This is a genomic window from Pseudomonas sp. Tri1, from assembly GCF_017968885.1.
In the GTDB taxonomy this organism is placed as follows: domain Bacteria; phylum Pseudomonadota; class Gammaproteobacteria; order Pseudomonadales; family Pseudomonadaceae; genus Aquipseudomonas.
Genome location: NZ_CP072913.1, coordinates 5989355 through 6015347 on the forward strand (window position 1 = coordinate 5989355; position 25993 = coordinate 6015347).

Here is a 25993-nt window from a genome sequence, read left to right on the forward strand (position 1 = left end):
ACCAACACCACACAATCACCGCTCCTGAATAATGCTCAACCGCTCGCCCACCACCATCTCCGTGATCCAGTCCACCAGGATCGAGGTGTAGGCCTGTTGTGACACTGGGTCGCTCAAGGCATGGTCGGCGCCGTCGATGATCCGGTGGGTCAGCGAATGGGTCTGCTGGCACGCCGCTCGGTAGCTCATGATGGTGGCATGGGGTACATGGTCGTCGGTCTCCGACTCCACCAGCAGCACATCACCGGTGAACTGCGCGCAGGCGTGCAAGGCACGGTTGGTGTCGGCATGCACCAGGGTGCTGCGGTAATCCAGCAGGTCACTCTTGTCCAGGTCGCGCTTGGGCGTATGCCATTGCTCGTCGCGGTACAGTGCCGGCACCCGTAAAGCCAGCCAGCGCACCGGTCGTAGCGACGTCAGGATCGCGGCCAGGTAACCGCCATAGCTGGTGCCCACTACGGCAATCGCCGAAGTGTCCAGGGCCGGGTGGGCGAGCAGCCGGTCGTAGGCGGTCAGCAGATCCCGCAGGTTGTCTTCCCGGGTCACCCGCGACAGCGGAATGCCCGCCCCGCCGGTATGCCCGCGCAAATCAAAAGTCAGGCACACGCAGCCCAGGCCGGCGATGCCTTTGGCCCGCTCCAGATCGCGTTCCTGGCTGCCGCCCCAACCGTGCACGAACAACACGCCGGGCACCTTTGACTTGGGACTCAGGAAGGTCCCGTTCATGTGTTCATCGTCGATCTCGATTTGAATGGTTTCGCTTCTAGCCGTCATAGGAATGAACCGTTACGTATTTAAGAAGGAAGTCGCCATTGTGCGCCGCGCCGCGATACACCTCGGTAGCCCCGGGAGGCAGCGGCTGGTCGGTGTAGGTTTCCACCGAGGACACGCGAACCGCGCTGGTCGAAGGCTCCTCGATGAACGCCTGCAACGCCGCCAGCTCCGCGCTGCTGGCCCCGCCCATGCGCCAAGACTGCTCCAGTACACCGCCACGGGGCTGACCGGCGGCATCCAGGCCCTGGGCAATGTCGTAATTGCGCCGCGAGGCGAAGAAGCCGGGGTAGGCCTGGTTGGCGGCATCATCAAACACCTGCGCCAGACGCACCGCTTCACGCACATCGTCGGGCAGCTCGAGCCTGAGCAATTCGATATAGCCGCCCTGCACCACCAGCAGATCCGAGCCGCCGTAGACCTCCAAGCCTTCGCTGTCGCGGGTCAGGTGTTGCACGCCGCAATAGCTGAGCACCTTGCCATCGATGAAGCTCTGGCCGACGCTTTGGGTCTGGACCTCATTGAGGTTTTGCTCCAGCACCACCCCATCGCGAAAAAGCGTCTGGGCGTCAGGCGCGGCGGCAACTTCATCGAACTGCGCAAGACTCTTGATCACTCGTTGATCGCGCCCAGCGCAGGCATGGATCGGCTTGAGGCGTATCGGCCCGGTGTAAAGCAAATGCTCGGCGGCCGGGCGCGCGTCCTGCAGCGCAAAGACACTCACGCCATCGAGCACCGCACCACGGGTGAGCTTGGCGAACAGTGGCGACCAACCCTTGGGCGCCACGGCATGCTTATTCAACAGACCGTGGGCGATCGCCTTGGTGCAAATAAAATCATGCTCGACGTAACCGCCCCACAGGTCCTCGGGACCCTTGACGCCCAACCGCAGCGCGGCCTCGGCGCCAATCAGGGTTTGCGTGGGCACCAGATACACATCACGCCCGGCATGTTGCTGCTGGTCATAACTGCCGCCGTACTCGAACCCGAGGATCTGCGCCAGCCAGCGAGCCAGTGCGCGATTGGTCTCGACCTCATGGAGCGGCGCGTGGGGGTTGATCGAGTGAGCCACTACGATTTTGTTGCGATTGACTGACGTCATGCGTTGCCCTTTATCTGTGCTCGATGGCTGTGAATAAAGGGGTGCAGAGATCAGGCCAACGATGGACGAGCAAGGACGGTCGAGCAAACGGGGATGTCGCGAGGAGTTGATAGCACCTGGCCTGTTTCATTCTGCACGACCTGCGGTTGATATCCGGCAAATTGCACGAAACTTTTGAGTCAGGCGCTGCCCCCCCGTGGCGTGGGAATAAATCCCCTCGTCACAAAGCCTTCACTGCGGCCTAGTAACACCCGGCGGACTCACCCCAAACCTCGCCCGATAATCACTCGGCGCCAGCCCGGTAATCTTCTTGAACGTCGCCCGAAACGCACTCGGATCCTGATAGCCCACGGTCCAGGCGATGTGATCGATCGTGCCATTGGTGAACTCGAGCATTTCCCGGGCCTTGCCGACGCGCAGGTGCTGGCAGTATTCGGTGGGCTTGAGCCCGGTGGCGGCGCGGAACCGGCGCAGGAAAGTGCGCTCTTCCAAGCCGGCCCGTTCGGCCATCGCGCCAAGGGAAACCTCCACCGCGCCGCTGCTTTGCAGCCAATGCTGGACCTTGAGAATCGCTGCGTCGCCATGGCCGAGGATGGGGGCAAAGTTGCTGCCGCACTGGCTGGCACTGTCGCTGTGCTCGATCACCAGAAATTGCGCGGTGCGCGTGGCGATGCTCGGCCCGAGCAGACGGTCCACCAATCGCAGCCCCAGCTCCGACCAAGCCATCAACCCGGCCGTGGTGATCAGGTCGCCGTCGTCGACGATAGGTTTGTCGGCGTTAAGCTTGACCTTCGGATAACGCGCCGCGAAGGACTTGGCCGAGGTCCAGTGGGTGGTGGCGCTGCGCCCGTCGAGCAGGCCGCTTTCGGCCAGCAGGATCGAGCCCACACAAACCCCGCCCAGCACCGTGCCGTCGGCATGCTGCGCCCGCAACCAATCCATCAGCGCTTGGGAGACCAGGCCTTCACTGAAGCCGGCGAGGGACGGTGGAATCAACAACGCAACCAGCTTGCCCGCCGGACCGGGGGCGCTGTCGAACACCCGCAGCGGGGCCTTACCCTCCTCTGCCCGCCAGTGACTGACCCGCAGCTGCGGCAACTGCGTACTGGCCTGCTCGGCCGCGATCCGCTGCGCCACGGCAAACAGATCGGTCAAGCCATGCACCGCCGCCAGTTGTGCGCCGGGGTAGATGAGCACCCCGAGTTCGGCGACTGCCCTTTGCTGCGTCATTGTCAGTTTTCCCTCGCTTATTGTCGTTGCGGCCAATCCTCGAAGCGGCGTCAAAAGCCAATACTGGCTTCACACCAATCTGATCGAGGAAGCCCCATGTCCAAGCAAGCGCTCATCGTAGTCGATATCCAGAACGACTACTTCCCCCAAGGGAAATGGCCACTGGTCGGCGCCGACGCCGCCGCCGACAACGCCGCAAAATTGATCGAAGCCTTTCGCCAGGCCGGGGATCAAGTGGTGTTCATCCGCCATGAGTTCACCTCCGAAGACGCGCCGTTCTTCACCCCAGGTTCCGAAGGCGCGCAGTTGCACCCCAAGGTGCTCAACCGTGCCGATGAACCGGTGGTCCTCAAGCACTTCGTCAATTCGTTTCGCGAGACCGAACTGCAGGCCCTCCTCGACCACCATGGCATCGAGCAACTGGTAGTGGTCGGCAGCATGAGCCACATGTGCGTCGATGGCGTCGTTCGTGCTGCGGCGGACCTGGGCTACGGCGTCACGGTCATTCACGATGCCTGTGCCACCCTCGACCTGGAATTCAACGGCGTCGTTGTACCGGCTGCCCAGGTGCATGCGGCGTTCATGGCCGCGCTGGGGTTTGCCTATGCGAGTGTGGTGAGCACCGCACAATTCCTGGCGGCCAATGGCTAAGCACCGGTACCTCTGAAAAAACGCAAAAAAAACCGCGCTTCAGCGAAGTGCGGTTTTGTCTCAAGCCTCTACGGGGTGCCTGGAAGCGATCAAATATCCAGTACCTGCAACAACCTCGGCATCGTCGCCACGAATCCCATTTGCTGAGCTTCGCGTGCTATCCCCTTCAGCTTCTCGCCGCTGGCTCGATCGGCGCTGCGCAGCCACTGCCCCGCCACATCGATCAACCGCACGTGATGGTTGATCCAGGCGCACGACGCCGACTCGGGCAACGCCGCCATCTGTTGCCCATGCCAGATCGCTTGTTCGGGATTGCCCGCCAACAGGCAGGTTTCAGCGGCGGCCACGCGAAAGCGCAAGGCGTTGTGGGCCAGGCAGGCCAGGGTGAGTTGGGCTTCACCCGTCGCCAAGGCCTGTTGGCTGAGCGGCACATCCTCGCTGATCATCGCCAGGCTGCCATAGACCCATGGCCCGATGTAACGCTGCAGCTCAAAGCGTTCCACCAGGCTCGCCGCCTCCATGATCAAGGTCTGCGCCAGCCCGCGTTCGCCCTGGCGCAACGCCACCCGCGCCAACCCTTCCAGCAGGATCGCTTCGAAACGGCTGGCGCCAAGGTTGCGCGCCAACGTCAGGGCACAGGTCAGCTCTTGTTCAGCCAAGGCATCCTGGCCACCCGCCACCAACACCCAGGCTGCCGTGAGCCGTGAGAACACCTGTGCCCGGTGATTACCCAGCCGGGCACTGCATTCGATGGCCTCCATGGCATCGCGCAAGGCTTGCTCCGGCCGGCCCAGGTAGAGTTGCGCCGAGCCTCGGGCGCTGCGATTGCCCGCCTCCACGTGTGCCCAGCCATTACGCTCACACAGGCGTACGCATTGATCGAAAACCTCGTAGGCGGTCTGCATGCGCCCTTGTGCGTAATAGGAGTCACCAATGCCACTCAAGGCCTTGGCCTCGGTTTGCAGGTCCCGACCGATGCGGGCAAAGGACAAGGCCTCTTCATGGAGCCGGCGACATTCGGCGTAATCGCCCCGTGGAAAATAGATGTTCCCGCGCAAGTGATTCAACCGCGCCAACGCCGTATGGGCCTGCATGGCCTGGGCGATGGGCAGCATGGCCTCGATCAGGCGCTCTTCCTCGTCCAGGCAATCGAGGGTATTGAGGACCGCTGCCAACCCCAACGCGGCCTCGATCTGATCCTGTGGCTGCTCGGCCAATGCCAATGCCCGCTGCAAATGCGCCCGTGCCTCCATCGTCTGGCCCAGGCCCGAGCACGCCTGGCCGCATAACAACGCAAAGGAAAAATTGCCCTGGGCACGCTCGGCAAACGCCGAGCATTGCCGCGCCAGCGCAAGAACACTGTCGTACTGGCAGGCCAGGCGCTTTTCGGCCATGGCGACCAACAGCGCGTCGAACGCCGCCGGATCGTTGGCCCGCAGCAAATGCTGGGCATAAAGCACCCGGTCGCGCTCGCGGTAAAGGCTCGCCACCTCACCGTGCAATTGCTCGCGAAGCAGCGTGGGCATCGCGTCGTAAAGACAGTGCATGACCAGGTCGTGAACGAACAGATAGCTGCCTGGCTCGACTTCCCGCAGCAGCCCCTGGCGCATGTCCGTCGTCGGCAGATAACCAGGCTGCCCCAGCGCTTCGCGCCAAAGCGCCAACTCGAAGCGATTGCCCAGCACGGCGGCGTAATGCAGGGCGCGACGTTGCTCGGGGGCCAGTTTGTCAAAGCGGGTCTGGACCAGATGCCGCAAACTGTCGGGAAAAACACCTTCCTGGCTGGACAACAGTTGCGTCAGGTACAGCGGATTGCCTTGGGCGCGGGCGACACATTCGGCCCGATAGCGCGGCTCGACCTCGGTGAATTGCTCCGCCAGGAGCGTGGCCTCCCGTGCCCGGATCGGTGCGATGTCGAGCAGGCTCATGGGGCTGGAGGAATGCGCACGAATCTCACCGTCCAGCGGATCCCCTTCGGGACGGGACGTCAGCAGCCAGACGACCGGCGCTTCGTCAGTGGCATCGAGCAGCTTGCCCAACAGCGTAAACAGCGCGATGTCGCCCCAATGCAGGTCTTCGAGGCAGATCAACAAGGGCTGTTGCACCGCGACGCGCAGCAACACTTCGAGCAAAGCCTGGAACAGCCCATGGGTACGGGCCTGGTTGCTCATTGCGCCATATTGGACGGGAGGCTCGGCAGACGACACGCCCATCAGCACTTGCAAGAACATTCGATGCTCGGCGGCCACTTTCAGGCGGGACAAGGCAGCGTCCAACAATGACGCGCTGATGGGCGGTGCGCTGCCCAGGTTGAGCAGGCTGGCCATCAGTTGGCCCAAGGGCCACAGGCTGTTGTTCATGCCGAAATCCAGCACATCGCCGCGATGGCAGGCGAAACCACGCTGCCGGGCCATTTCGAAAAACTCGCTGACCAGGCGAGTCTTGCCAATGCCCGCCATGCCACGCACATAGACGATGTGCCCATCCTGGCATTCCTGGGTGGCCTCGATCACCGCCTTGAACTGCAATAGTTCGATGGCCCGTCCCACCAACGGGCGCGGCGCGTTTTCGTCGAGGCTGCGCGGGCGCAGGCATTTGCGATAGGCCCGGAACTCATCGTCGCTGGACGAAAACTCAAAGCGTGCTGCGAGTTGTTCCAGCAGGTTCTGCGCAACATACACCGGCGCGTGCCCATGACGATCCAGCAACGGTTTTAGCGCGAGCAAGGCAGGCTCGGCCGCAGGCTCCGTGGTTTCGGTACTCAGGCGCACAAGCCGCAACACCAAGGCATGTCCGGGCGTGACGAATTGTTCCCGGCTCAGTGCCAGCGCGCAGAGCAGGCCCCGCTCGCTATCACTGCGATACGCCTGCGGAGAACCGAACTGGGCGATCATCACCTCCTGCGTCAGCCCCAGTGGAACGCCTCCGAACTGACGCACCAGGCGCTCGATCTCCTCCATCAACGCCGTTGCGGGCAGCCCATCGACCCGAAAGGACAGTTCAAGCACATAACGGATAACGCTGTCATCGACCTGTTTCAGCGCCTGTTGCGCAAAGGCGGCCTGGTGCAACTCGCTCATCGTCTGTCGGATGTGCGCCAAAGCCGTCGAGGCGGGATCGCTCAGCAGCGCGCTCACATCGACCCCGAAGGCCGTCGCCAGGTGCCGAGCGGTGCGATAAAGCACCGGCTTGCCGGTTTCGGCGCGTTTGATGGAAGCGATCGAGACGCACAAATGCCGGTTCAGGCAGGCCTCGGCCAGGGTTTCCTGGCTCAGGCCATGCTGTTTGCGCAGTCCTTTCAACGACACGGCGTCCAGCAGGACACGACCATCGGATATCGAGGCATCGCGCTTGGGCAGGGCAGCAAAGGTGTTGTGTCGGGTGTCCATGTCGATAGCCCTTCTACCCTGGGACAACGGCAGCCGATCGAGTGTACTCCAGCGTCTCCTCCGGGTTCACAAAAAGATGGCATTTGGCCTGATACCAAACTGATACCGGACTGACACCGCTCTGGACTGTCCGGTTATCCCGGGCCTCCTGATACTCACTCCCATCAATTGGCACCCAGTTGATACAACCTGAGCGATGGGAGAAAGGCGATGAACGATGGACTGAAGGGCAACGCAGGCGACGATTTACGGGATATCGGCGGTTCGCAACTGCTGGGGCGCGGACTGAACCGGCTCGACTGGGCCGACGACAGCAACGAGTGCCAGAAGGTTGGTGATACCGAGTCAGGCAAACGCGCCGTGCCGTACCGGAAAACGGCCTACAACGTGGGGAAAAACGTCAGCATGTCCACGGTCGTGGCCAACGACAATTTCTCGACCGAGACGTTTTCCTCCCGTGACGAATACGAAAGACATACCCAGACCAGTGTCGAAGCCGCCGGTAAATATGGCGCCTTTTCCGCCGGCTTCAAAGCCACCTTCGGCAGTGAAATCAAGACGCTCGAAGAGCGCGAAGCCGCGCTCTACAGTCACACGGTGCGGTTATGGAAACTGACCTTCGAAGTCAACCCTGCCAATGCCACTGAAGCGTTCAAGAAGCGTGTCGATGAACTGCCCAAGACCTTCGATCCAGGCAGTCCGACGCCGTTCTTCAATTTCCTCGTCGATTTTGGCGCCGATATCGTCAGCGAAGTGACCGTCGGCGGCTCGCTGAACTATGCGATGACCGCCCTCAAGAGCTTCCTCAGCCAGACCAATACCCTCGATGCAATGGTCAAGGCCGAATACGGTGCATTCATCAGTGGCAGCGCGACGACGTCGATCTCGGAAACGGTCAAGAAAAACATCGCCCATCGCAACGCCAACCTGACCACCCAAGGGGGCACGCACGCTATCGCTTTCAACGCAATGGACCCCAGCAATTGCAACGCGGAGTTCGGCAAATGGCGTGAATCGCTGCCCGACGATCCGACGGTGGTGGAGTTGAAAATCGCGCCGGTCTATCGCTTCGTCAAGGAAGGCGAGACCCGCACCGCCCTGGAGCAAGCCTACCAGTGGTACACCAGCTACAAGGCGGAAATTGAAGGGACTTGGCAAGAGTCGGTGGTTGTCCTCGGCCGCTCCGGACGGCAAACCACCCCCAAGGGCACGGCGACCGGCCCGGCCTTGCGAATGGTGTTCGTCGACAACAAAAGCAAGGAAACCACCGAGAGCTTTCACTACCCGCCCGCAGCGACTGCGTCTACCGCGGAATTTGACCAGTTCTGGGATGCACTGGCCCTGCTGCTGAGACAAAAAAGCGGGCATAAATTGCTCCTGGCCACCGAGCGCTGGCCTCGCGACTCACGCTACTACCCGGGGTACGCCATGCGTGAAGCCCTGCTGTCCAATGGCGCCAGTGACGTTTCGCTCAAGCGCTGGGAAACGCTGACCAAGCACATGCAACCCAACCCGTTATCCGGCCTAACTTATGTGCTGGCGGGCAATGACTTCGAGGCGCCCGGTGTCGACGGGCTCATTGCCGGTTTTGGTCAGGCAGGCAAGGATCTCAACCCAACGGTGAAGATCAAGGCGCGCCTTGCCCACGACTCGTTCGGCAAGGTCAAGCTGGTCAAAACCGAAAAGACCGAGCAAGACCCTCGCACTGCGTTGTACATCGTGCGTAACAATACTGGCGATAAACCGGCACTGGCGGTCGATTCGCAAAACAAAACCCGTATTGCCATGCAAACGCCGGACAGGCACAACCCCGGGCAATTCTGGTACATGCCCGAGCTGGAAAAACCCTATCCGGAAATCAACCACCCGGTCCTGTTGATCAATTACGAGACGGGAGCCTGCTTGCAGGGCATGCACGACCAGGGCGACTGCCGGCTCAAGCCCATCGAGCCGGGTCGCCAGCAGGACGATGTCATTTGGGACCGGCGCGGCGATGAGGTGTTTCACCTGTTGATGGTCTACTACTGGATGGACGCCTTGTGCCTGACCCAGGTGGAAAAGCGCGCCGCCGTCCGGCCTTGGCGCCAGCCTCACGGCATGGATTGGTTGCGCGAGCCGCATCGTCCGTATAGTTGATACCAGGCAGTTATCCCCCTGTGGGAGCTCGCTCCCACAGGTTTGGATTGCCATTCCCTGTAGCCCTGTTGCGTGCGTGGTACCGACCCGATGCAAGTCTTCAACTGTATTCCCTTTATCGGCGACGGCGTGGAAACAGCGCTCGATCCCCGTCGCTTCCCCTATCTGTTCAACGACCACGGACTGGCGCAGCCGAGTGCCCAGGTGCGTGGCAACCTGATCCCGCTCAACCCCGAGAACCCGGCCCTGTCCCTGGGCACTCGCTACTCCGGCATCAGTTGGAGGGAGCGTGAGGTTCCAACGAACAGCGGTTCCTACTGGATCAAGACGTTCGATTTCCACGCCAGCGAAGTGCACTACGAGCCGATCTGGGCAACCCGGGAAACGGCGCAGGCCTTCGGCATGACTCTGCTCGGCAACGGCGAATGCCTGCGTTTCGAGTACGACCAACTGATTCTGGGCCAATACACCTACGGTAAATGGGCGGGTCACCAGTCGCCCTACCTGGGCCCGACACGTCAGCGCGAGCTGCTGACATACAACCCGACCGACCTCGAATACCACAACTTTCCCCACGCGTTTTTTTCCCGTTATGGGCGCTTGCCGCTGGTGATCAGTGTCGCCCGCTGGCGGCCTGCGACGAGAGAGATTCATCTGGCAGACCTATGGGTCCAACCCGGCGATGCGCTGGTCCTGCCGCCCAAGCATTACCCCGACATTGCTCCCAGTGATGCCCTTGGCGCCGAAAACTGGCCGGCCGTCGTGGACATGCATGGCAATCGAAATTCGGCGTTGGCCTGCTGGTTCGGGGACGGTGAGGACTGTTTACTGACGGAGACGATCCTGGCCAATTCGACCTTGATGAACTCTCCCCAGGGTAAACCGCACTATCACGAAGAAAAAACGCCGACGCGCCATGAATTACCGGCGAATTATCGGCCGTGACGATGGCGGCATGGCAGGTCAGGCAGAAAAACCTGGATTGGCGGGGCCAGGAAGAACCCAACCTCGGGCGAACTGTTTTTTACCTAGGCGTGCTTGAGGAATAACGATAAGAATGGCCTGGTATTTTACCAAGAGCCTGCCGCATGAAACGCAAACGCCCGCCGCGCCTGGTCGACTCCCCCTTCCCGACCGACACCGCCGCCTCAGCGGCATGGCACCCTCCCACTTGGGATTGCTCAAGCGACGTATCCAGGCCGGGATACCTGGGCACCATGCTGTACGCCGTGGTGATATTGCTGGCCTTGCCGGTCTACGGACTGGCAGTGCTATCGATGAAGCTGTTTCAAGTCGGCCAAAGCCTGTCGCCCATTCACACAAGAGTGATCGAAGACCCCCTGTTTTTAGCACTCATGTTCATCAGCACATTCGTGGCCGTCTGCATCCTCAAATGGCTCGCCAGCGCGCCTGAAGTGCTCGGTTTCTGCTTTGACGAGCGCCAGCAACGCCTCACCTTCACCCAGCGACGCCGTGCCCGACAGACCACCGAAGAATGCGTGCCGTACAGCGACATCCATTCCATCCGGCCTTACATAACGACTGCTTCGGCCAACGTTTGTCACTTTGAGGTGTGCTTCGCCGGGGCCAATGGCAAGCCGATCGCACTGCGGTTTGGGGATGTAACGGTGCGGGACATGGCGTTCCATGCCGCGTGGTTGAGACAGTCGATTGGCGAAAGGATGCAGGAGGTACTGGATCTGGATTTGTGAGCCGAGGCAGGGAAACTCGTATGCACGGTTCTCAGGAGAGATGAACGCCTCCGATGCCCCTTGGATCTGCCCTCCCGGACTGGGAGGGCAGATTTTTCAGGGGATCAATGAAATTCATGCTTCGCAATGTCGGCCAACGTTAAAGCGCAGTCGCTATGGCCGTTGATTCGCAGGGTTCTCGCATCCGTTCCCTTCAAGGACACCTCGAGCTGCTCCCACGCCGGACAAAAATCCCCCGTTTTAGAGATCGTCAAATCAATAAAGTCCAGGCCATATTCAATGGTCCATCTGATCACCAGGCTATTGCCGTTTTTCCAGCCATGACTGATGCCGTCATCTTCAAATAACACGCCGCTGGAGGTGCCTGAAGGTGCAGGAAAAATCACCAGCTCGCGACGCCGATCAAGCGAGGGGTCATTAAGCTTGTGGCATTCACCGGTCGCTATCGCAGCGCCCCCTCGCACCAACAATGGCAAACGTTCCAAAGGCGCATCCAGAGAAACGTATTGGCCGCCTTCGTACCAGCCACCGGTATGCCAGTCGCACCATCCTGTCGCGTTCAGGGGCAGCCACACCTCGCGCTCGCGTGCGCCTTCCTCTACAACGCTGGCGACGAGAACGTCTCGGCCAAGAAGAAACTCGTCGTTTTCCTCGAACGCTTGAAGGTCGTGCTCGTGGTCAAGAAACGTAGGTCGCAAAATAGGCTCATCTTCGTGACTGGCTTGCCACAGCAACGTATAGAAATAAGGCATCAACCTGTATCGGAGCCCAATAGCGTCACGGACCGCATCGGTGACCGTTGGATGCATCCATGGCTCATTGACGGTGCCATCGTCGTTCCAGGAGTGAATGGTGAAGCGCGGATGCATCACACCATTCTGGACCCAACGGACAAACAGCTCGGGATCCGGTTTATTACCGGAGAACCCACCTACATCGTGCCCCACGTTGTACAACCCCGACAGGCTCATGCCCAGGCCCATGCGGGTGTTATAGCGGAGCGTTTTCCAGTTGGTTCGGTTATCACCGCTCCAGGTCTGAACGTAGCGCTGCATGCCGGCGCAACCTGAGCGTGAGATGAGGTAGGGCCGCTCTGACGGTGAGAAGCGCTGTTGTGCCTCTAGAGACGCTCTCATCATCAGCAATGCCATGACGGGCCGGATATGTTTGATGGCTATCTCGCGCCCGAAGCCTTGGCAGCGTGCCTCGCCGTCCCACACTTCGAATTCATTGTTATCGTTCCACGTAGACTCAATGCCCAGTTCCAACAGCTGTGACGTGACGTTTGACTGCCACCAACTGACAGAGTCCGGGTTGGTGAAGTCCAGATGAGAGCCCTCATCGTCCCAGAAGACCGACCGCTCTGGCCTGTCGTGCTCAGAGTCGGTAATGAACATCTTTTGATTGGCCACCTCGGCGTAGCGCGGATGGTCCTGCAGCAGACAAGGCTTTATGTTGGCAATCAGTCTGACACCGGCATCACGGTAGGCCTGGGCAAGCGCCTTGGGGTCCGGGACTTTTTCATGGTTCCAGTTGAACACATAGCGTTTTTCGCCAATGGAGGTGTACCCCGATGACAGTTGAAAAGAGTCACAGGGAATATCGTGCCGGCGGCACAGATCAAGAAACTCCAGCAACTGTTCCTGGGCATTTTCGGCATCGGTGTAATGCATGGTCGAGCCGCTGTAGCCCAGGCTCCATTTAGGTAGAAACAAGGTGCGTCCGGTCAGGCGAACGAAAGCCTTTGTCACATCCAGTATGCGCGGGCCTGCGAGTACCCAGTAGTCGAGGTCGCCGGCCTCCGCTTTGTACCGACGGTAGGGCCGGTGATAATTATCCAGCTCGTTACCCAGATCAAACAGGCTGGTGTTCAGGTTGTCATAAAACATCCCGAAGCTGGCGTGTTCCTGGTGCGTGATGACAAAGGGAATATGCTTGTACAGCGGGTCGGTGCTCGCAGCGTCATATCCCATTGCGTCCAGGTTACGCATTTCAAAACGTCTGCCGGTGCGGTTCAAATCGCCGGTTTTTTCGCCGAGCCCGTAGTAGCGATGTTCGGGCGCGCGAAGCTGGTAGTGCTCCAGGCCTTCACCATGAGCGTCAAGCGAATAGGCACCGGTGGGCCGATCCGAGACCAACGGCTTCCAGCTCTGGCCATCATGGTATTCCCACTGTAACCACAGCGGCCGATTCACAGTGATGCGGAGTTTTTTGGTGGTGAGCACCAACCGGTCCTGAAACTCTTCGACCCGGTACGCGGGCAAAGAGAAATCCGCTACCGACTCGCGGGACCGGCCCTCCCAGGCGACGTCCTCCCGGGGCGCAATGCTCCAGGTCCGATCCAGTGCCAACGCGCCTGCACGCATGAGCAGAACACGCGCCAAACCGTCTTCAAGAATATAGATTCGGAATAGATGTCGGCCCTCAACCAGCAGCTCGATGTAGCCTTTTTCCTGGGCCTGTAACGTCCAGACTTTAAGTGATTTCATTGTGCACGCACCGCTTTAGGTTTGGACGCTCTGTCTGCGATAAACAAAATCATGAAAAACGCACCTATAAAATCAAAGAGCCCCATTGCAATGAACAATGGGTTGAATCCTATTTTGTCCACGCTGACACCGATGATCAGCGAGAAAATAAAGCTGGCAATCCAGGCGCAGGAACCTCGCATTCCGTTAACCGTCGCCAACTCATCCCGATCAAACGTTTCGACGACCAACGCACTTAACATGCAAGAAATAATCTGGTGGCCAAAACCGCCGACTGAAATAAGCGCAATCGCAACATAGGGGTCTTGCACCTGAGTCATCACGGCCAACGAAAACATCAGGAACGCGCCGGTGATTGAACTGGCGACTATCGAGTTCACCCGGGTGCATTTGAAAAATCGATGGTAAGCGCGTGACAGATAACCGCTGGCGATACTGCCCAAGTCCGCGGCCAGAAACGGAACCCAGGCAAACAGTACGATTTGCTTAAGGTCCATTCCTCTTTCGTTGGCCAGATACAGTGGCACCCAAAAACTCATGACCGCCCATGCCGGTTCAGCCATGAAGGCGGGAAGCGCGATACCGTAAAACCGCTTGTCCCGGCCAATCTTTTTCAACGCTTTAAAAAATGGCATTTGCTGGCCGATTTTTTCGCCGTCTTGTTGAATATGCTTCAACTCATTGGGCGATAAGCGCGGGTGGATATTGGGAGCGTGGTAGAGCCATCCCCAGATGGCAGCCCAGACCAGGCCGATCCCCCCGGAGATTAGAAATGCGCCCTGCCAGCCCAGAGATACATGAGCCAGATAGATGATGGGAGGGGCGAGCATGGCCCCCAAAGAAAAGCCAACCCCTGCCCAACCCGCGGCGATAGGTCGTTCTTTTTTTGGAAACCAGTCCCCTATCGCCTTGGCATTGGCTGGTGTAGCCGCGGCCTCCGAAGCGCCCATAAAAAAACGCAGAATCGCCAGATGAACCCAACTCGCTGCCCCGGCATGCAGAAGGCACATCACCGACCATATGACGGCGCATACCACAAAGCCGAGCTTGAGCCCGATCGCATCGATCAGCCATCCGCAGATGGGTTGGAAAACGGTATAGGCAAGTTGGAAAGAGGCGACCACCCACGAGTATTGTTCAGTGGACATGCTGAACGTGGTTTTTAGTTCCGGCGCCAATATGCCTAATGAATTGCGGGTTATGTAGTTTACGGTGACGCCGAGCAAAAACAGGGAAAGCATCCACCAACGCAAATGTGGGATGAATGTTCGCTTGGCCGAAAGTCGAGCATTGCGTTCGATATCGATAGTCATCAATTCTTCGCCTGTCGCCGGATTTTCCGGCGTTTTGTTTTTATTTGAGGCTTGACGCTATGGCAACGACTCATGACTCGTACAGAAGTAAGCGTGTATAAACTTACATTCTCTTTCACCATGGCTAGGCAAAAACCCAAGGACGCTAGGCTTGCTAGCCCTTTTCTGCTATGAAAGCTTTTACATAAATTGTCTCAATGGATAAGCCGCGGTGGGGAAATTACACATTGCTGAAATCGCGGCACAGACTGGCCTGTCCACAGCTACGGTGTCGCGGGTGCTTGCTGGCAAATCAAATACCCGCCCGGCCACCAGAGAAAAAGTATTAGCAGCGGCTCGTCAGCAGGGCGTGATGGAAGACCTTGCCAATGGTCGTTTCCTGCTCAACGGACTGACCATCTTCGCGCCCTCGCGGGCCTTCAACGTACGCTCTGATATTTTCTACTACAAAGTTATCCAGGGCATCACGCAGGCAGTCGCGCAGCATGATGTTCGAGTCCGCTACTGTGAGCTCGAAGAGGTCGATAGCAACGCATTATTGTTTTTGGAAAAGATGAATCAGAAGGACACCGATGCGGCGATCCTGATTGGTATTGATGATCCGCACATACACCAACTTGCGGCCGACCTCAGCAAGCCGACGGTGCTAATCAACTGCATCGATCGCAGCATGCGCCTGCCCTCGATATCGCCCGACCACTTTTTAATCGGTCATTATTCGATGAATTATCTATTTCAGATGGGCCATCGAAATGTACTGACCCTCCAGTGTCTCAGGCGCTACACGATGGACCTTCGAATACGTGGAATTCGTGACGCCTGGAAGGAGCAAAATCTCGAGTTTGTCGAAGCGAAACACCTAGTAATTTCCGAAGGTTTCGGCAGTGCTGAATCTGAAGCGCAGGTGGCGGCCTTCATGGAAAACTGCGCAGCCGAAGACCGACCGACTGCCATCCTGGCCGGAGGTGACTTTATGGCAGCCGGGGCAGTTAAAGCGCTCCAGAATGCTGGCCTGAGGGTTCCTCACGATGTTTCAGTGATGAGCATGGACGGGTTCAACCTGGCGGACATCAACGATATACCGCTCACCACGCTTCACGTGCCCCGCGATGAATTGGGTGCAGAAGCGATAAGGGTATTAAGACAGCAGCTTTTCGAACCGCGATCTCCTCGTGGCAATCTTCTGCTCGGTGGGCGACTCATCACCGGCAGCTCAGTGCGACGCATCAAGCACAGCGCCAAGCAAACGCCGGTTTATCAGAAGATTATTTATGACTGATTTTACACTGCCAAAAACGCGAAACCCCCGCATGGCGGGGGTTCCTTAGTCAAACTTTATAAAAAGTCTGAGTAGACTCAGAACGGAATATCGTCATCAAAGCTGTCGAAATCCGGAGCCGGTTGCGGCGCGGCCTGTTGTGGGGCCGGACGCTCGCGTTGTGGCTGTGGAGCCGACTGCTGTGGACGAGGCGCCTGCTGACGCGGAGCCGACTGCTGGTAGTTGTTGCCACCTTGTTGCTGGTCGCCCTGTGGACGGCCGCCCAGCAGTTGCATGGTGCCTTGCATGTCGACCACGATTTCGGTGGTGTAACGCTTGATACCGTCTTTTTCCCACTCGCGGGTCTGCAGCTTGCCCTCGATGTATACCTGCGAACCCTTGCGCAGGTATTCGCCGGCGATCTCCGCCACTTTGCCGAACATCGACACGCGGTGCCATTCGGTCTTCTCGACCTTCTGGCCGGTCTGCTTGTCGGTCCACTGTTCGCTGGTCGCCAGACTCAGGTTGGTCACGGCGTTGCCGTTGGGCAGGTAGCGAACCTCAGGATCCTGGCCGCAAGTACCGACCAATATGACTTTGTTAACCCCACGGGCCATAACGTTCTCCTAGGCTTCGCACGTGCTCGGGGCCGGGTTGTTCACCAGGCGCTCGAGCGTCGCGCGATCCAATAATTCGGTGTCGAGTTTGATATACACGGCCGCCTCGTCGGCGACCACCACTGCATCGGTTACTCCAACGACGGCCTTCAGACGCTCGGTCAGGCCAGCCTCACGAATCGCCTCGGGCGATAAGGGCAAGCGCAGGCTCGTCACATAGGGAGGTTCGCGCATGGTAACAGCAAAGGCCAGCCAAAGTGCAGCCAGCGCGGCACATCCCAGGAACACAACCGACAAACCGCCATGCTGGAACAGCCAGCCGCCGAGGATCCCGCCCAACGCCGAACCCAGGAACTGGCTGGTGGAATAAACCCCCATCGCCGTGCCCTTGCCGCCCGCTGGTGAAACCTTGCTGATCAGCGACGGCAGCGACGCCTCCAACAGGTTGAACGCGGTGAAGAACACCACCGTGCCGATCACCAGGGCCCGCAAGCTGTCGCCGAACTGCCAGAAGAATAGCTCAGTGAGCATCAGCGTCATGACGGCGCCGAGCAAAACTCGTTTCATTTTGCGTCGCTTCTCGCCATAGATGATGAACGGGATCATGGCGAAGAACGAAATCAGCAGCGCGGTCAGGTACACCCACCAATGCTGTTCCTTGGGCAGGCCGGCCTTCTGCACCAGCGCCAACGGCAAGGCGACGAAACTGGACATGAGCATGGCGTGGAGCACAAAGATACCCAGGTCCAGGCGCAACAGGTCCGGATGCTTGAGCGTCGGGATCAACGCCTGGCGGGCTACCCCGGACTCCCGGTGCTGCAACGGCCCGGTGGCATGCGGCACCATGAACGCCACGATCAGGATGCCCACCAGCGCCATGGCACCGGTGGCCAGGAACAGCCCCGACAAACCAAAGGCACGGGTCAGCAAGGGACCTACGACCATGGCGACGGCGAACGACAGACCGATGGTCATGCCGATCATGGCCATGGCTTTGGTCCGATGCTGTTCGCGGGTCAAGTCCGACAGCAGCGCCATGACGGCAGCGGAAATGGCCCCGGCGCCCTGTAGGATGCGTCCGGCGATCACGCCCCAGATCGAATCGGCATTGGCCGCCAGCACACTGCCCAGGGCGAAGACGATCAGCCCCAGGTAGATAACCGGACGACGGCCGATGCGGTCGGAAATGATCCCGAACGGGATCTGGAAAATCGCCTGGGTCAGGCCGTAAGCGCCAATCGCCAGGCCAATGAGGGCCGGCGTCGCGCCCGCCAGGTCCATGCCATAGGTCGCCAGCACCGGCAACACCATGAACATGCCCAGCATACGGAAGGCGAACACCAGGGCAAGACCGCTTGCCGCGCGGGTCTCTGCGCTACTCATGCGTTCGCTGTGGGGATCGTGCATGGAAAAACCTCATGTGAACCGGCGGCGATTCTACCAGTCCCATCGATTGAGAGGGTATATGGCGACCGTTTGCCGCGCAGTCTTCATGTATGGCTGCAAACTCACTTTCAATAGTGTGCATCCATCCAGTATTTGCCCGTATACTCCTACGTTTTCGACGCCCGCCGAGCGAGGCCACTTTGGACAAGATCCTGATTCGTGGGGCCCGTACCCACAACCTGAAGAACATCGACCTGACCCTGCCACGGGACAAACTGATCGTCATCACCGGCCTGTCCGGATCCGGCAAATCATCCCTGGCCTTCGATACCCTGTACGCCGAAGGTCAGCGGCGCTATGTCGAATCGCTGTCGGCCTATGCCCGGCAGTTCCTGTCGATGATGGAAAAACCCGACGTCGACACCATCGAAGGCCTGTCGCCGGCGATCTCCATCGAGCAGAAGTCGACGTCCCATAACCCACGGTCGACGGTCGGCACCATCACCGAGATCTACGACTACTTGCGCCTGCTGTATGCACGAGTGGGCATCCCCCGCTGCCCCGACCACGACATTCCCCTGGAAGCCCAGACCGTCAGCCAGATGGTCGACCTGGTGCTGGCCCAGCCAGAAGGCAGCAAGCTGATGCTGCTGGCCCCGGTGATTCGCGAGCGCAAGGGCGAGCACCTGATGGTCTTCGAAGAACTGCGCGCCCAGGGCTTCGTGCGGGCCCGGGTCAACGGCAAGCTGTGCGAGCTGGACGAACTGCCGAAGCTGGATAAACAGAAGAAGCATTCGATTGATGTCGTCGTGGACCGCTTCAAAGTCCGTGCCGACCTGCAACAGCGGCTGGCCGAGTCCTTCGAGACCGCACTGAAGCTGGCCGACGGCATCGCCCTGGTCGCGCCGATGGACGACGAACCCGGCGAGGAAATCATCTTCTCCGCGCGCTTCGCCTGCCCGATCTGCGGTCATGCCATCAGTGAGCTGGAACCCAAGCTGTTTTCCTTCAACAACCCGGCCGGCGCCTGCCCGACCTGCGATGGCCTGGGGGTCAAGCAGTTCTTCGACACCAAGCGCCTGGTCAACGGCGAACTGACCCTGGCCGAAGGGGCGATTCGCGGCTGGGACAGGCGCAACGTCTATTACTTCCAGATGCTCGGGTCGCTGGCGGCCCATTACAAGTTCAGCCTGGACAAGCCGTTCAACGAGCTCCCCGCCGACCAGCAGAAATTCATCCTGCATGGCAGTGGTGCGCAGAATGTCGACTTCAAATACCTGAACGACCGCGGTGATATCGTCAAGCGCTCCCACCCTTTCGAAGGCATCGTGCCAAACCTGGAACGTCGCTATCGCGAGACCGAGTCGGCCAGCGTGCGCGAAGAACTGGCCAAGTTCCTCAGCACCCAGCCCTGCCCCGATTGCCGTGGCACCCGGTTGCGGCGAGAAGCGCGGCATGTGTGGGTCGGCGAGAAAACCTTGCCAGCGGTGACCAATCTGCCGATCGGTGACGCCACCGATTATTTCGGCGGTTTGAAACTCACCGGTCGCAGGGGCGAGATTGCCGACAAGATCCTCAAGGAAATCCGCGAGCGCCTGCAGTTTCTGGTGAACGTCGGCCTGGATTACCTGACCCTCGATCGCAGCGCTGACACCTTGTCCGGCGGCGAAGCCCAGCGTATCCGCCTGGCCAGCCAGATCGGCGCCGGCCTGGTGGGGGTGATGTACATCCTCGACGAGCCGTCCATCGGCCTGCACCAGCGGGACAACGACCGGCTGCTCGGCACCCTCAAGCACCTGCGGGACATCGGCAATACGGTGATTGTGGTCGAGCACGACGAAGACGCCATTCGCCTGGCCGATTATGTGGTGGACATCGGCCCGGGCGCAGGAGTGCATGGTGGGCATATCGTTGCCCAGGGCACCGCCGCCGAAGTCATGGCGCATCCCGACTCCCTGACCGGTAAATACCTGTCGGGTCGGGTGAAGATCAAGGTGCCCGCCAAGCGCACACCGCGCAACAAGAAGCTGTCGCTGACCCTCAAGGGCGCCCGTGGCAACAACTTGCGCAACGTCGACCTGGAAATCCCGATCGGCCTGCTGACCTGCGTTACCGGCGTGTCCGGTTCCGGTAAATCGACGCTTATCAACAACACCTTGTTCCCCCTCAGTGCCACGGCCCTGAACGGCGCCACCACCCTGGAAGCTGCCGCCCACGACAGCATCAAGGGCCTGGAGCACCTGGACAAGGTCGTCGATATCGACCAGAGCCCGATCGGCCGCACGCCGCGCTCCAACCCGGCGACCTACACCGGGCTGTTCACGCCGATCCGCGAACTGTTCGCCGGCGTACCGGAGTCGCGCTCCCGGGGCTACGGCCCTGGCCGCTTCTCGTTCAACGTCAAGGGTGGGCGCTGCGAAGCCTGCCAGGGCGATGGCCTGATCAAGGTGGAGATGCACTTCCTGCCGGACATCTACGTGCCGTGCGACGTGTGCAAGAGCAAGCGCTACAACCGCGAAACCCTGGAGATCAAGTACAAGGGCAAGAACATCCACGAAACCCTCGAGATGACCATCGAGGAAGCACGGGTGTTCTTCGACGCGGTACCGGCGCTGGCGCGCAAGCTCCAGACCTTGATGGATGTAGGTCTGTCGTACATCAAGCTGGGGCAGTCGGCAACGACCTTGTCCGGCGGCGAGGCCCAGCGGGTCAAGTTGTCCCGTGAACTGTCCAAGCGCGACACCGGCAAGACCCTGTACATCCTCGACGAGCCGACCACTGGCCTGCACTTCGCCGATATCCAGCAATTGCTCGACGTGCTGCATCGTCTGCGCGACCACGGCAACACCGTGGTGGTGATCGAGCACAACCTGGATGTGATCAAGACCGCTGACTGGCTGGTGGACCTGGGGCCGGAAGGCGGCTCCAAGGGTGGACAGATCATCGCGGTAGGTACACCTGAGCAAGTGGCCGAGATGAAGCAGTCCTACACCGGCCACTACCTCAAGCCGTTGCTGGAGCGTGATCGGGACTGATTTCCCCCGGGCATGCAAAAGCCCCTGTCATCTCATCGATGACAGGGGCTTTTTGTTTTTCTGTGGGACCGAGCTGGCTCCCACAATGCGTACGTCAGAACTGCGACTGCAGGTAGTTTTCCAGGCCTATCAACTTGATCAGACCCAACTGCTTCTCGAGCCAGTAGGTATGGTCTTCTTCGGTATCGTTGAGCTGGATGCGCAGGATTTCGCGGGTTACGTAGTCATTGTGCTGTTCGCAAAGCTCGATGCCTTTGCACAGCGCAGCGCGTACTTTGTATTCCAGGCGCAAGTCGGCGGCAAGCATGTCAGGCACCGTGGTCCCAATGTCCAGATCGTCCGGGCGCATCCGCGGCGTGCCTTCGAGCATCAGGATCCGGCGCATCAATGCATCGGCGTGCTGTGCTTCTTCTTCCATCTCATGGTTGATACGTTCGTAGAGCTCGGTAAAACCCCAATCCTCGTACATCCGCGAGTGGATGAAATATTGATCACGGGCTGCCAGCTCACCTGTCAGCAACGTGTTGAGGTAATCGATTACGTCTGGGTGACCTTGCATCGCCCACATCTCCACAAGCTTTGAAAGGCTGTAGTTTGAACCAAGCTGAACGCGAGGTCACTGGCTCATCGCAATAAAAGCGAAGAAAATCCGAGAAAAGCAGGTGAAATAACGCAAAAACCGCCCTAATGCGGGCGGTTCTGCTTCTCGTTTAGACTTAGTTAAGCTGTACGCCCAACGCCTTGGCAATGCCTTCCCCGTAAGCGACGTCCGCCTTGAAGAAATGCTGCAACTGACGGTCAACGACATCTGCCGATACACCGGCCATCGCACCGGCGATATTGTTGATCAGCAGAGCTTTCTGCTCGACGTTCATCAGGCGGAACAGCGCGCCGGCGTGGCTGTAGTAATCGGTGTCTTCGCGATGATCATAACGATCCGCCGCACCACTGAGCTCCAGCGCTGGCTCGGCATAGCGTGGAGCTTGCTTCGGCGCTTCGACATAGCTATTGGGCTCGTAGTTCGGTGCCGCACCGCCGTTGCTGCCAAAAGCCATGGCTCCATCGCGCTGGTAGGTGTTGACCGGGCTGCGTGGGGCATTCACTGGCAATTGCTGGTGGTTGGTGCCTACACGGTAGCGGTGTGCATCAGCGTAAGCGAATACACGGCCTTGCAGCATGCGATCGGGCGAAAGACCAACACCCGGCACCATGTTGCTCGGTCCGAATGCCGCCTGCTCGACCTCAGCAAAGTAGTTCAGCGGGTTACGGTTGAGTTCGAGCTCCCCCACTTCAATCAGCGGAAACTCTTTCTGTGACCAGGTCTTGGTCACGTCGAACGGGTTTTCGTAATGAGCAGCGGCCTGGGCCTCGGTCATGATCTGGATGCAGACACTCCATTTCGGGAAATCACCACGCTCAATCGCATTGAACAGGTCGCGCTGAGCGTAGTCCGGATCGGTGCCGGCCAGGCGTGCCGCTTCGGCGGGAGCCAGGTTCTTGATCCCCTGCTTGGTCTTGTAGTGCCACTTCACCCAGTGCCGCTCACCCTGGGCGCTGATCAGGCTGTAGGTGTGACTGCCGAAGCCGTGCATATGCCGGTAGCCATCCGGAATGCCCCGGTCAGAGAACAAAATGGTGACCTGATGCAACGCCTCAGGCGAGTGCGACCAGAAATCCCACATCGCCTGGGCACTTTTCAGGTTGCTTTGCGGCAGACGCTTCTGGGTATGGATGAAGTCTGGAAATTTCAGCGGGTCACGGATGAAAAAGACCGGCGTGTTGTTGCCAACAATGTCCCAGTTTCCTTCCTCGGTATAGAACTTCAAGGCAAAGCCGCGCGGATCGCGCTCAGTGTCGGCAGAACCACGCTCACCACCTACAGTGGAAAACCGCAGGAAGGTTGGCGTTTGCTTACCGACCGACTCGAACAGCTTGGCGCTGGTGTATTGAGTGATGTCCCGGGTGACGGTGAATGTACCGTAGGCCCCCGACCCCTTGGCGTGCACTCGACGCTCAGGAATGTTCTCGCGGTTGAAGTGAGCAAGCTTCTCGATGAGGTGGAAATCGTCGAGCAACAGCGGGCCGCGCGGGCCGGCGGAGCGAGAATTCTGGTTATCGGCGACAGGAGCGCCGCTTGCGGTCGTAAGCGTTTTGGTCTGGCTCATGCTCTATCTTCCTAGGTCGGTCTTTGAACTGCCGGCTAATCGGCTGGAAGGGAGTATTGATCAACAATCATGACACCTACAAATTCATTAAACTGCAGACACCCATAGAAAATATCTACCAACACCCTCTGTGCCAATAGTGCCGCCTAACCTCCAGCGGAAACTTGTACGAATAGAGCTTTCTTACGCCCACAAAAAACCGGGCGCTAGGCCCGGTTCTTCGTTACAGACTGTCGTCTTACTCGGCGCTTACAGCTTCGCCGGCAGTAGCACGATCAACCAACTCGACGTACGCCATAGGCGCGTTGTCGCCAGCGCGGAAACCGCACTTGAGAATGCGCAGGTAGCCACCCTCACGGGTAGCGTAACGCTTGCCCAGGTCGTTGAAGAGCTTACCAACGATAGCTTTCGAACGAGTACGGTCGAAAGCCAGACGGCGGTTAGCCAGGCTATCTGTCTTGGCCAGAGTGATCAGCGGCTCAGCAACGCGGCGCAGTTCTTTGGCTTTCGGCAGTGTAGTTTTGATCAGCTCGTGCTCGAACAGCGACACCGCCATGTTTTGGAACATGGCCTTGCGGTGCGAGCTGGTGCGGCTCAGGTGACGACCACTTTTACGATGACGCATGGTTCATTCCTTACCAAACACAACGTTCGGTGATTACGACGATCAGGCAGTCGCCTTGTCGTCCTTCTTAAGACTTGCAGGCGGCCAGTTGTCGAGGCGCATGCCGAGGGACAGACCGCGGGAGGCCAGAACGTCCTTGATTTCAGTCAAGGATTTCTTGCCAAGGTTCGGAGTCTTCAACAGCTCTACTTCGGTACGCTGAATCAGGTCGCCGATGTAGTAGATGTTTTCCGCCTTAAGGCAGTTAGCCGAACGTACAGTCAGTTCCAGATCGTCAACCGGGCGAAGCAGGATCGGATCGATCTCGTCTTCCTGCTCGACAACCACTGGCTCACTGTCACCTTTGAGGTCGACGAACGCAGCCAACTGCTGTTGCAGGATGGTTGCAGCGCGGCGAATAGCCTCTTCAGGATCCAGGGTACCGTTGGTTTCCAGATCAATAACCAGCTTGTCCAGGTTGGTACGCTGCTCGACACGGGCGTTTTCCACCACGTATGCGATACGGCGAACTGGGCTGAACGAAGAGTCAAGCTGCAAGCGACCGATGCTGCGGCTTTCGTCTTCATCGCTCTGACGCGAGTCTGCCGGTTCATAACCACGACCACGAGCTACAGTGAGCTTCATGTTCAGGGCGCCGTTAGACGCCAGGTTAGCGATTACGTGATCGGGGTTAACGATCTCGACATCATGATCCAGCTGAATATCGGCAGCGGTAACCACCCCCGAACCCTTCTTCGACAAGGTCAGCGTAACTTCGTCACGACCGTGCAGCTTGATAGCCAGACCTTTAAGGTTCAACAGGATTTCAATTACATCTTCCTGTACACCTTCGATGGCGCTGTACTCGTGGAGCACACCGTCAATCTCGGCCTCGACTACTGCACAGCCGGGCATTGAGGACAACAGGATGCGGCGCAGCGCGTTGCCCAGGGTGTGGCCGAAACCACGCTCGAGAGGCTCGAGTGTGATCTTGGCGCGGGTTGGACTGACAACCTGCACATCAATATGGCGGGGTGTCAGGAACTCATTTACCGAAATCTGCATGGATGCACCTATTTTCTAGCCCTTACTTGGAGTAGAGCTCGACAATCAGGCTTTCGTTGATGTCGGCGGACAGATCACTGCGAGCAGGAACGTTCTTGAAAACGCCCGACTTCTTCTCAGTGTCTACTTCTACCCATTCTACGCGGCCACGTTGGGCACACAGATCGAGAGCTTGGACAATGCGAAGTTGGTTCTTTGCTTTCTCGCGAACAGCAACCACGTCACCAGCACGAACCTGGTAGGACGGAACGTTTACGGTTTGACCGTTAACGCTGATCGACTTGTGCGATACCAGCTGACGGGATTCGGCACGAGTAGAACCGAAACCCATACGGTATACAACGTTGTCCAGACGGCATTCGAGCAGCTGCAGCAGGTTTTCACCGGTTGCGCCTTTCTTGCCAGCAGCTTCTTTGTAGTAGCCGCTGAATTGACGCTCGAGAACGCCGTAGATACGACGGACCTTCTGCTTTTCACGCAGTTGGGTGCCGTAATCGGACTGGCGACCGCGGCGTTGGCCGTGGATACCAGGTGCTGCTTCAATGTTGCACTTCGATTCGATCGCGCGCACGCCGCTCTTCAGAAAGAGATCGGTGCCTTCGCGACGAGCGAGTTTGCATTTTGGACCAATGTAACGAGCCATTCTTTACAATCTCCTGGATTACACGCGGCGCTTCTTCGGCGGACGGCACCCGTTGTGCGGGATTGGCGTCACGTCGGTGATGCTGGCGATCTTGTAGCCACAGCCGTTCAAAGCGCGGACTGCGGATTCACGACCTGGACCTGGACCTTTGACGTTGACGTCGAGGTTTTTCAGGCCGTATTCCAGCGCAGCTTGACCAGCACGCTCAGCAGCTACTTGAGCAGCGAACGGGGTGGACTTGCGGGAACCGCGGAAACCCGAACCACCGGAGGTAGCCCAGGAAAGAGCGTTACCTTGACGGTCGGTAATGGTCACGATGGTGTTGTTAAAAGAAGCATGGATGTGGGCGATGCCATCAACCACTGTCTTTTTAACTTTTTTACGAGGACGAGCAGCAGGTTTTGCCATGATTAAATTCCTGTCGATT

The 25993-nt window shown here is 59.0% G+C and carries 20 protein-coding genes; 6 read left to right on the forward strand and 14 right to left on the reverse strand.

All coding sequences use genetic code 11. The features are described from left to right. Positions 1–15 precede the first annotated feature (15 nt). The 3 genes from J9870_RS26085 to J9870_RS26095 form a co-directional block, all read right to left on the reverse strand. Complete coding sequence (locus J9870_RS26085; protein ID WP_210641364.1) at positions 16–774, reverse strand: alpha/beta fold hydrolase; 759 nt, start codon at positions 772–774, stop codon at positions 16–18. After that, positions 764–1873 carry a DUF3182 family protein gene (locus tag J9870_RS26090; protein WP_210641366.1) on the reverse strand — a complete coding sequence of 370 codons (1110 nt, stop codon included), beginning with the start codon at positions 1871–1873 and terminating at the stop codon, positions 764–766. The genes J9870_RS26085 and J9870_RS26090 overlap by 11 nt, the downstream gene beginning before the upstream one ends. Positions 1874–2104: 231 nt before the next feature. Then, entirely contained in the window at positions 2105–3103 is a 999-nt protein-coding gene (locus J9870_RS26095; RefSeq protein WP_210641368.1) for a GlxA family transcriptional regulator, read from the reverse strand. A gap of 96 nt (positions 3104–3199) precedes the next feature. On the opposite strand from J9870_RS26095, the gene J9870_RS26100 reads away from it, so the two are divergent. After that, positions 3200–3754: a cysteine hydrolase family protein gene (locus tag J9870_RS26100; RefSeq protein ID WP_210641370.1), complete on the forward strand. Its 555-nt coding sequence runs from the start codon at positions 3200–3202 to the stop codon at positions 3752–3754. Between the two features lie 89 nt (positions 3755–3843). Here the strand turns inward: J9870_RS26100 and J9870_RS26105 are convergent, their stop codons facing one another. Continuing rightward, positions 3844–7143, reverse strand: a complete 3300-nt coding sequence (locus tag J9870_RS26105; protein WP_210641373.1) for an AAA family ATPase — start codon at positions 7141–7143, stop codon at positions 3844–3846. Between the two features lie 210 nt (positions 7144–7353). On the opposite strand from J9870_RS26105, the gene J9870_RS26110 reads away from it, so the two are divergent. The 3 genes from J9870_RS26110 (at position 7354) to J9870_RS26120 (ending at position 10991) form a co-directional block, all read left to right on the forward strand. Beyond that, a complete protein-coding gene (locus J9870_RS26110) occupies positions 7354–9279 on the forward strand; it encodes an MAC/perforin domain-containing protein (protein ID WP_210641374.1) in 1926 nt (641 codons plus the stop codon). Between the two features lie 90 nt (positions 9280–9369). Then, the gene (locus J9870_RS26115) at positions 9370–10224 is read left to right on the forward strand and encodes a hypothetical protein (RefSeq protein ID WP_210641375.1); all 855 of its coding nucleotides are present in this window, start codon (positions 9370–9372) and stop codon (positions 10222–10224) included. Positions 10225–10367: 143 nt separating this feature from the next. Then, positions 10368–10991: a hypothetical protein gene (locus tag J9870_RS26120; RefSeq protein WP_210641376.1), complete on the forward strand. Its 624-nt coding sequence runs from the start codon at positions 10368–10370 to the stop codon at positions 10989–10991. Between the two features lie 104 nt (positions 10992–11095). On the opposite strand, the gene J9870_RS26125 is transcribed toward J9870_RS26120, so the two are convergent. Together J9870_RS26125 and J9870_RS26130 are read right to left on the reverse strand one after the other, a co-directional pair. Then, positions 11096–13480, reverse strand: coding sequence for a glycoside hydrolase family 31 protein (locus tag J9870_RS26125; RefSeq protein ID WP_210641378.1), 2385 nt, complete (start codon positions 13478–13480; stop codon positions 11096–11098). Continuing rightward, positions 13477–14793 carry an MFS transporter gene (locus tag J9870_RS26130; protein ID WP_210641380.1) on the reverse strand — a complete coding sequence of 439 codons (1317 nt, stop codon included), beginning with the start codon at positions 14791–14793 and terminating at the stop codon, positions 13477–13479. The genes J9870_RS26125 and J9870_RS26130 overlap by 4 nt, the downstream gene beginning before the upstream one ends. A gap of 211 nt (positions 14794–15004) precedes the next feature. On the opposite strand from J9870_RS26130, the gene J9870_RS26135 reads away from it, so the two are divergent. Further along, positions 15005–16072, forward strand: coding sequence for a LacI family DNA-binding transcriptional regulator (locus tag J9870_RS26135; protein ID WP_210641382.1), 1068 nt, complete (start codon positions 15005–15007; stop codon positions 16070–16072). Between the two features lie 77 nt (positions 16073–16149). On the opposite strand, the gene J9870_RS26140 is transcribed toward J9870_RS26135, so the two are convergent. Both J9870_RS26140 and J9870_RS26145 read right to left on the reverse strand, forming a co-directional pair. Then, a complete protein-coding gene (locus J9870_RS26140; protein ID WP_092444796.1) occupies positions 16150–16668 on the reverse strand; it encodes a single-stranded DNA-binding protein in 519 nt (172 codons plus the stop codon). A gap of 9 nt (positions 16669–16677) precedes the next feature. Continuing rightward, on the reverse strand, positions 16678–18075 hold the full coding sequence (locus J9870_RS26145) for an MFS transporter (RefSeq protein ID WP_210641384.1): 1398 nt from the start codon (positions 18073–18075) through the stop codon (positions 16678–16680). Positions 18076–18254: 179 nt separating this feature from the next. On the opposite strand from J9870_RS26145, the gene uvrA reads away from it, so the two are divergent. Then, on the forward strand, positions 18255–21089 hold the full coding sequence (uvrA, locus tag J9870_RS26150) for an excinuclease ABC subunit UvrA (RefSeq protein WP_210641385.1): 2835 nt from the start codon (positions 18255–18257) through the stop codon (positions 21087–21089). A 94-nt stretch (positions 21090–21183) separates the two neighbouring features. On the opposite strand, the gene bfr is transcribed toward uvrA, so the two are convergent. The 6 genes from bfr to rpsK form a co-directional block, all read right to left on the reverse strand. Continuing rightward, positions 21184–21648: a bacterioferritin gene (gene bfr, locus J9870_RS26155; RefSeq protein ID WP_025215751.1), complete on the reverse strand. Its 465-nt coding sequence runs from the start codon at positions 21646–21648 to the stop codon at positions 21184–21186. A 157-nt stretch (positions 21649–21805) separates the two neighbouring features. Further along, complete coding sequence (locus J9870_RS26160) at positions 21806–23254, reverse strand: catalase (RefSeq protein WP_210641387.1); 1449 nt, start codon at positions 23252–23254, stop codon at positions 21806–21808. Positions 23255–23492: 238 nt separating this feature from the next. After that, positions 23493–23879, reverse strand: a complete 387-nt coding sequence (gene rplQ / locus J9870_RS26165) for a 50S ribosomal protein L17 (RefSeq protein ID WP_003176402.1) — start codon at positions 23877–23879, stop codon at positions 23493–23495. 42 nt (positions 23880–23921) lie between these two features. Next, positions 23922–24923 carry a DNA-directed RNA polymerase subunit alpha gene (rpoA, locus tag J9870_RS26170; protein ID WP_003186012.1) on the reverse strand — a complete coding sequence of 334 codons (1002 nt, stop codon included), beginning with the start codon at positions 24921–24923 and terminating at the stop codon, positions 23922–23924. A gap of 22 nt (positions 24924–24945) precedes the next feature. Beyond that, positions 24946–25566: a 30S ribosomal protein S4 gene (rpsD, locus tag J9870_RS26175; protein WP_003176404.1), complete on the reverse strand. Its 621-nt coding sequence runs from the start codon at positions 25564–25566 to the stop codon at positions 24946–24948. Positions 25567–25584: 18 nt separating this feature from the next. Further along, positions 25585–25974: a 30S ribosomal protein S11 gene (gene rpsK, locus J9870_RS26180; RefSeq protein WP_002555466.1), complete on the reverse strand. Its 390-nt coding sequence runs from the start codon at positions 25972–25974 to the stop codon at positions 25585–25587. Positions 25975–25993: the final 19 nt, after the last annotated feature.